At 41.7% G+C, this 8559-nt stretch carries 3 protein-coding genes; 1 reads left to right on the top strand and 2 read right to left on the bottom strand.

What is annotated here, in order from left to right; translation table 11 throughout:
* A partial coding sequence (locus tag FC30_RS06145) for a Rib/alpha-like domain-containing protein (protein WP_082597203.1) occupies positions 1 to 4997 on the bottom strand: 4997 nt, incomplete at its 3' end.
* 323 nt (positions 4998 to 5320) lie between these two features.
* Between FC30_RS06145 and FC30_RS06140 the strand changes: the two genes are divergently transcribed.
* The gene (locus tag FC30_RS06140; RefSeq protein WP_010690171.1) at positions 5321 to 6190 is read left to right on the top strand and encodes a YitT family protein; all 870 of its coding nucleotides are present in this window, start codon (positions 5321 to 5323) and stop codon (positions 6188 to 6190) included.
* A gap of 51 nt (positions 6191 to 6241) precedes the next feature.
* Here FC30_RS06140 and FC30_RS09525 read toward each other — a convergent pair.
* Positions 6242 to 8559: mucin-binding protein (locus FC30_RS09525; RefSeq protein ID WP_420896557.1), on the bottom strand; the 2318-nt coding region annotated here is incomplete at its 5' end.

The raw sequence follows: 8559 nt of genomic DNA, 5'->3' as shown, positions 1-8559 counted from the left end.
TTGCCCAACTCTACATCGACTGGCTTGCCTTGTGGTTCATTCTTTTCTGCGTCTGTGCGACCATCTGTTACCACGATCTTAACTGGTACTTCATCCTTAGATCCATCTGGGTAGGTCACTACTACTGTTGCATCTTTTGTGCCTTCAGTTGCTGTATTTACTGGATCCTTGAACTCTGTTGTTGTTCCTACTTGCAAGTCTTTCAAGTTAGCGATCGAATCATCTGAGTTTGGTGTTTCGTTTAACCCAACATTTTGTTCTTTAGCTTCTGGGGTGTACTTATTAGCATCAGTTGGATTTTCTGTCACATTGACCTTGACTGTTACTTCATCCGATGTACCATCTGGGTAAGTCACTACGATCGTACCTTCTTTTTCGCCAGCTGTTGTTGTATCCACTGGGGTCTTCCATGCAAATTTTGTGTTTTCTGGCAAGTCATTTACATTGGCAATACCTGCTTTAGCTTCTGGCGTTCCACCAACTTCCACTGTGACGTCTTGACCTTGTGGATCATTCTTTTCAGCATCGCTACGGTTGTCCGTTACCACGATCTTAACTGGTACTTCATCAGTTGAGCCATCTGGGTATGTTACTACTACCGTCGCATCTTTTGTACCTTCTGTCGTTGTATCGACTGGATTTTTGAATGCCGTTGTTGTCCCTGCTGGTAGATCACCCAAATTGCCGATCGAATCATTTGGATTTGGTGTTTCGTTTAATTCAACCTTTTGTTCTTTAGCTTCTGGGGTGTACTTATCAGCATCAGTTGGATTTTCCGTTACAGTAACTTTAACTGTCACTTCTTCACTTGAACCATCTGGATATGTTACGACAACTGTACCTTCTTTTTCGCCAGCTGTTGTTGTATCCACTGGGGTCTTCCATTCGTACTTCGTACCTTCTGGCAATTTGCTTGGATCAGCTACCGTTACTTTTGGTTGTTCTCCATCTGTTGGATAACCTGGTACTGTTACCTTAGAAGTTACATCGTCTGCTGTCGTTGGTTCACCATATGGTTTTTCAACTGGTTCTACTTGTGGTTCATACTTCTCTGCGTCAGTTGGGTTTTCTGTTACTGTCACCTTAACTGTCACTTCTTCACTTGAACCATCTGGATACGTTACGACAACTGTACCTTTTTTTTCGCCAGCTGTTGTTGTATCTACTGGAGTCTTCCATTCGTACTTCGTACCTTCTGGTAATTTATCCACATTAGCGATACCAGACTTAGTTTCTGGCTTGCCACCTACTGGTGTTGTGATGTCTTGACCTTCTGGTGTGTTCTTATCTGCGTCAGATTCTTTTACAGTTACTTTCACTGTAACTTCATCTGTTGATCCATCTGGATATGTTACCGTTACTGGTACTTCGTAATCACCTGGTGTCTTACCATCTGGCAACTTGCTTGGATCAGCTACCGTTACTTTTGGTTGTTCTCCATCTGTTGGGTAGCCTGGTACTGTTACCTTAGAAGTTACATCATCGGCTGTCGTTGGTTCACCATATGGTTTTTCAACTGGGTCTACTTGTGGTTCGTACTTATCTGCGTCAGTAGCAGCTTTTTCGTATTGTGCTACATATGTGCCAGCTGCTGTGAATGTATCTGTTGGCAAGGCTGGGCTCCAGGCATCTGCACCTGATTTTTGTACGAAACCTTCATTTGCTGTAACTGCTGGTACTGTTACTTCACTTACTGGTGTGCCTTCACGTACATCAAAGACAGTCTTAGCACCTTCTCCAAACTTACCATTTTCACCTGCTTCAAAGATTACACGCACATAACCTTCTGGCGTTGGTTGGCTTGGGTCATCTGTACGATCGATAACTTTACCTAAAACTGTTACCTTAACTACACCTTCATCTGTAGTTCCGTCTGGATATGTTACCGTCACTGGTACTTCATAATCACCTGGTTCATCGCCATTTGGTAATGTTGTTCCTTCTTTTGGTTTGATCGTTGTTCCTTCTGGAGCTTTTGTATCATTACCATCTTTATCCTTGAAGGTAACTGCGCCTGCAATGTCATCTTCTGTTGTTGCTTCACCAGCTGGTTTGGTGATCGTACCAAATTCTGCTGTATAAGCTACAGTATCTTTTTCTTTGTATTGAGCGGTAAATGTTCCAGCAGCTGTGATCGTTTCTGGAACTTCTGGGCTCCATGCTGTAAAGATATAGTCTTCTGCTGGAGTCACTTCTGGAGCAACTTTTGCTAATTCTGAGCCAGCCGTGCCTTCCTTAACGTCAAAGACTGTCTTAGCATCGGCAGCAAATTCACCGTGATCGCCCTTTTCAAAGGTTACGCGTACATAACCTGCTGGTGTTGGCTTGCTTGGATCATCAACTGGGATCACATTACCAACAACAACTGTTACAGTCGTTTCATCTGTTGTGCCATCTGAATATGTTACCGTTACTGGCACTTCGTAAACGCCTGGTGTATTACCATCTGGCAGAGTTCTACCTTCTTTAGGCACAACCGTTGTATCTTCTGGCGCTGTTGCATCGTTACCTTCACTGTCTTTGAAAGTTACCGCATTCTTGATGTCATCTTCTGTTGTAGGTTGACCAAGTTCTTTATCGATCTGACTACCATTTGCCTCAAAGAGTTCAGTTGCTGATTTAGCTACATTGACCGTTACATAAGTGTAGTCTTTTGAGCCATCTGGGTAAGTCACTTGAACTGGTGTGACATATGTGCCTTTACCTGTCAAAGCAGAACGCTTAACTGTAACTGCACCTGTCTTTTCATCAACTGTTACATCAGCTGGATCGAGCACTTTAGCATCGGCTAGTACAGTAGCTTTGATATCAGCTGGAATATCAGCATCCTTAGCTGTTGCAAAAGTTGTGCCTTCTGGCGCCGTTGTATCTTTACCTGCTGCATCAGTAAATGTTGGTGTTACAGGTTCAGTGTCTTTACCGATCGTACCTTCAACTTCTTTGTAAGCTGGTTCATATGAGTCAGCTACTGGCACGTTAGCGATAAAGGAATCTAAAGCTTGTGCATTATCTAAACTCTTGGTATTTTCACCTTGCTCAAAAATCGCAACAGTAAAGTTTGTTTGACCTGTGATATCATCTGGTACATTAAAGTCAGCCACTGTAGCTTCACCATTTACGGTTGATGTGATCGTTGTAGGATCGCCAATAGCCTTACCATCACGGAACCATTGGAACTGATATTCACGATTAGGCAGTAACCCACCAACTACTGTCGTTGCTACATCACCCTTGAATGCGATCTTATCTGTTGTATCGTAGTTAGTTACATCGATCATTGGTTGTGGTGCCAACAAAGCAAAGTTGACCGAATTAATGTTGTAAGAAGACGTAACATTTGTTAAGAAATTAGCTGGATCTTGGAACATATTTGTTGCAAAGGCATTCGTCCAAACGTTGTAATTATCGATCAATGGTGCAATATACATATAATCCTGATTGATATGACGTACGATTTGGCCTGCAGTACCGTTCCATTGCATCAAATTATTGTTCCGAACATCTTCATCACTAACTAAAGTATGCCATTGATCTTCTGAGATTTTACCCCCCTTGTCTGTTGCAGTCTTACCGTACAATCCTCTAAATGGCATGTAGTAGTAACCATTAGAATCCACAGTCGCAACTACTGTTTCAGCAATATGTGAACCTTTACCATGTTCTGCTTCATAAGCAGTAATGATTTCAGCTTGGGCAGCCTTCATATCTTCAACTGAATAACCCTTATGTTCCTTTTTACAGTTATCCAACAAGATCGTTACATCACCATTCAAATAGGATCCAACTACTCTAGTCCCCGTAGCTTTGACATCATTACTGTCATTGATCCATTGGTTAGCCAATGTTCCAGCCGCATCACCGTTATCGAACCACACATAACCACTAGCTTTACCAAAAGCACCACGATCTGGCCAGATACCATCTACATTAGGCGATTTTTCCCATTCAGCTTCTGGTTTGACCAACCAATCTTCTAATAACATCTTTTCTTGTAAGATAACTTGCGAGTTAACGATCTTATTAACACCCACTGTAAAGTCCCAAGATTCGTTCTTACGGTTCAAGCGTGTATGGAACCCATAGACTTGATCGCCTTGTTTAATGACACTATATTTATCTGGGTCTGGATTCTTGATCCATGTTCTGACCGCAAAACCTCCATCACCGGCAATCACAAATTTGTGCTCAGTACCATCACTGCTCACTTCTGGTTTAGATAGATCAATTGCAAAAGTCCCATCAGCATTAGTCGTCGTATAGTAAACTTTAGATACGTATCCCTTACCGTTTACCCATTGCAAATAAACATTTACTCCAGCGATCGGTTTGTCATTGTTTGCGTTAAAGCCATCAATAACTGAACCTTTTTCCTTGACCCATGCCTTACCAGAATAAGTTTGTTTAGCGGTTGGATCCCCAGGACTATAGATCGCATTTTTTTCCAACTCATTTTGGAGTTGATCTGATACATCTTGATCAGCTGGATTCGTAGCTGTCTCATCAGCAGCCGGTGTTGCATCAGCTGTTGTTGTAGCTACACGTCTGAAGCCAGAAGTTACGGGAGCTTCTTCTGTAGCTGTGTTAGTCTCATTTACAGGAGTTGCTTCTTCCTTGGCTACTTCTTCTGCTTGTGTGTTTTGATCATTTGTTGCTTGTACTTGGGTTTGCGCACTTTGATCAGTTGCTTCTTCTACGGTAGGAGTTGCTTCTGAAACATCAGTATTTGCGGTACCTGCTTCAGTATCTGCTGTACCAGTTGCAGTTAAAGCTACCTCTTTGTCATCAGTTTGGTCAGCAGCTTTGTCTTCCACCACTTCAGCTGTTGCTTCTTGAGTAGCTGTTTCATCAGCTGAAACACTACCTGCGCCTGAATAAAGCGCAAATGTCGTCCCAACTAAGACTGAAGCCACACCAACTGTGAATTTTTTGATCGCAAAGCGTTGTTGCTTTGGCTCCATCTTTTGGGCTTGTAATTTTTTATTGTTTTTTGAAAGCATTCCACCAAAACCTCCATTTTGTTTGAACTTTCCTTAAATAAACAAGATAAATTAATTATCTTATCACTATAATATTAATTTTTACTTAATAATAAAACAACTATTAATTTTTGTTTAAGTCTCGTTTTATACCAATTTCGAGCTTTTATACAGTAAGTTTTCGCAACATAAATTTATTTAAATTTAATAAAATTAAATAACAAAAAGCTACACGTAATTTATATATAATATAATTTTGTAACTTTTCAGTTTAAGCACTATATGTAATAGGTGTATACTTCTATATAATATAATTCAACCAGCTAAACGAAGGGGGCTAGATCATGTTCAAATTTTTTTCATTTTTCAGTCAAAAACAGCAGATCCGAAATAGTTTTTTCGCACTTCTTTATGGATTTCTTTCGGCGATCGCGATCAATCTGTTTCTCAATAACGCTCAATCCTATTCCGTCGGAGTGACCGGGATCGCGCAGTTACTCCAAGCTGTTCTGGCAACGTTTGGGATCGACCTTTCAATGAGTATCTTGCTGATCTTCTTTAATGTGCCCCTCTTTCTCTTTGCTTGGCGTGCATTTGGGATCAAATATATCGTGTACTCACTACTGGCTGTGGGGTCAAATATCGTCTTTTTACGTCTCATCCCGGAAGCCGTGATCGTTAAGGACCAATTGACTAATACTTTGGTTGGCTCAGCGTTGGTCGGTTTGGGGATCGGACTTTGCTTTAATAGCGGCTTTTCGACTGGTGGAACGGATATTATCGTCAATTACATCCAACTGCACTACCATAAGAAAGTCGGTTTCCTAAACAATCTCTTAAATAGTGGAACATTGATCATTACCGCCCTCTTCTTTGACTTAGGGCGAACTGTTTACAGCCTCTTAGGTATGTTGATCACCAGCTATTTGATGGATTCCGTTTTCGTCTTGCAAAAAGATGTCAACATTTTGGTCTTCACCAAAAATTCCGCCCCGATCGCAGATGCACTAAAGAAATTCGTTCACGGTGCAACTTTAGTTAAGGGAACTGGGATCTACACGGGCGAAAATACTGACATCATCATCATTGTTGCCCAAAAAGGCCAGCTCAACTATTTAAAACAGCTCGTTCAAGCGATCGATCCTAACGCATTTCTCAGCACACAAGCAACCGATGCTGAACTGGGAAATTATCGGCGTGTTTTTGAAAACTGAAAACATAAAAAAAGTAGTATGGCACTTTTATCCATACTACTTTTTGTTAGTTTAATTTTTTAGTTTTTTAGCTGTTGCCGACATGAACAATGATGCACATGCCATTGCCGCTAGTAAAGCACCTAAACCCTTGAGCCCTACAGTTTCATCACCTAAGTTCGGTAATTCAGTGCCTGCAGCTGCATTGTTTTTTGTTGCTTTATCTGCTGAGCTATTTGCCATATTAGGCACCTTAGCACCTGAGCCGTTATTCTTCATCTTAGATGGAGAATTTTGACCTGGCCCAATCTCTGGCTTCATCCCCAGATCACTCTGATCCGTATCATCAGAATCTGAGTCAGCGCCTGCTTCAGGAGTACCTGATGGCGTTTCACCATTCTCTGGTGTGTCCGGTGTTGTTTCACCTGCATCTGGAGTATCTGGAGTTACTTCACCATTGCCTGGCACATCCGGTGTTGTTTCACCCGCATCTGGGGCGTCTGGTGTTGTTTCGCCGTTACCTGGTACATCTGGGGTTACTTCGCCATTGCCTGGTGCATCTGGCGTTGTCTCTCCTGCATCTGGGGCGTCTGGTGTTATTTCGCCGTTACCTGGTACATCTGGGGTTACTTCGCCATTGCCTGGGGCGTCTGGCGTTGTCTCTCCTGCATCACCGTCACGTTCATAGGTCACAGTCACTTCAATATTAGCCATGTCTGATGTAACATCAAGACGATCTACTGTCTGCGAAGGTTTATACCCTGCAATATCTGGTAATACCATTTCAGGAAACTCACTATTCTCCGTCGCCGGTAACCAGTTACCGTATGATGTTTTACCTGATATTTGGTTTGTCACCTTATCACGAACAAAAGTTACTGTTTGGATCTCTTCATGCTTTGAGCCATTTGGCAAAATGATCGTCACTTTACGCTTTACTTCTTTTGTTTCAGTATCGTTAGCATGCGCAACATAAGTGATCTCACTTTCTAGATCTGCTGAATCGACTGTCACTTTTTGACCTGCGATCACCGATCTAAAGGTCGCATAACCTTCACGTTGTGGGATCTCAAAATCTTCAAACATCAATTCTGTCTGTTCCCAATCACCGTGACCCACAACTTTACCATTAGCATCTAAGTAAACATCACGAGTAAATGTTACTTTTTGCGTATATTGTTGCTTTCCACGGGGCAATACACCATCGATCACTTGAATATTAAAGATGCGAAAAACATCTTTTTCTTCCTTACTTTGTTGATAATAATCAACGACCACTGTGGTACTTTCAGAATCAGCTGTCACTTCTAAAGCTTCAATATGCTTGACCGAAGCAACATAACCACTAAATCCGGGAACTTGATAAGCTTCAAACATTGCTTGTGGGATATCCCAAGCACCATACGTCATTTCACCCGTCGCCAAGTTTTTATAGACCTCACGTTTGAAAGTCACACTTTGGATATGCTCACGTGTCATTCCATTTGGCAAATTTAAAATGATCTTACGGTCAACAACTTTTTCTTCGATTTCAGTTGTAACGATCGATTTATAATTCACATTAGCCGTGGTATCTTGCATTTCAGGATCTACTGCCATTGCAGAAATGATTTTTTCTTCTGGTTCATAGCCGTATACTTCAGGCACTTCATATTCTGCGAAATGTTTTTGGTCCTCATTCCAAGCACCATATGTGATCTCACCCGTTGCTAAATTCACGATATTTGTGCGTGTAAACACTACTCGTTGTGTGATCTCGTCGACCTTTTTACCATCACGATAAATGTTGATCACTCGTTTGACAGTCCGTGTTTCTTGAATTTCTTTTGTAGCTGCAGTATAGTTGATCGTTACTTCAGTATCTTTAGTGTTAGGGTCAACTTTCACAGCCTCCAATTGTGGGATGTTTGCGACATAATTTTCAAAACTTGGTGCAACAAAAGCTTCCCAGCTATCATTATCAGTGCTCCAGTCACTAAATGTTTCCTCGCCGGTCGCTAAGTTCTTAGTTACCTCACGTTTGAAAAGTACGCTCTGCGTGATCTCATCTACTTTTTTACCATCTTTAACAAGTGAGATAACACGCTTAGCTGTATAATACTCAGTTCTAGTTGTAGTTTTAGCGTTGTAGTAAATATCTACGGTCCAGTTGCCAGCTGTTTCTGGCGTTACCTTCATTGCTTCGACCACTGATTGGCTTGGTTCGTAGTTTTCCACTTGCTCCACTTGATATTCTGGCAATGTGCCTTCTTCTATGTCCCAAGCACCGTATTCTTTTTCACCCGTTGCCAAGTTCGTCTTTATTTCGCGCTTGAACATCACTTGTTGTGTTACTTCTTTTACCGTGCCATCCGGGAGGTGCAACAAGATCTGGCGCAACGCTACTTTTT

The sequence above is a fragment of the Ligilactobacillus animalis KCTC 3501 = DSM 20602 genome (assembly GCF_001434535.1).
Lineage (GTDB): Bacteria > Bacillota > Bacilli > Lactobacillales > Lactobacillaceae > Ligilactobacillus > Ligilactobacillus animalis.
This window is presented reverse-complemented; position numbering and strand designations above follow the sequence as displayed.

Coding starts and splice junctions, on each gene's coding strand:
- FC30_RS06140 (WP_010690171.1), top strand. CDS start 5,321: ATGTTCAAATTTTTTTCATTTTTCAGTCAAAAACAGCAGATCCGAAAT.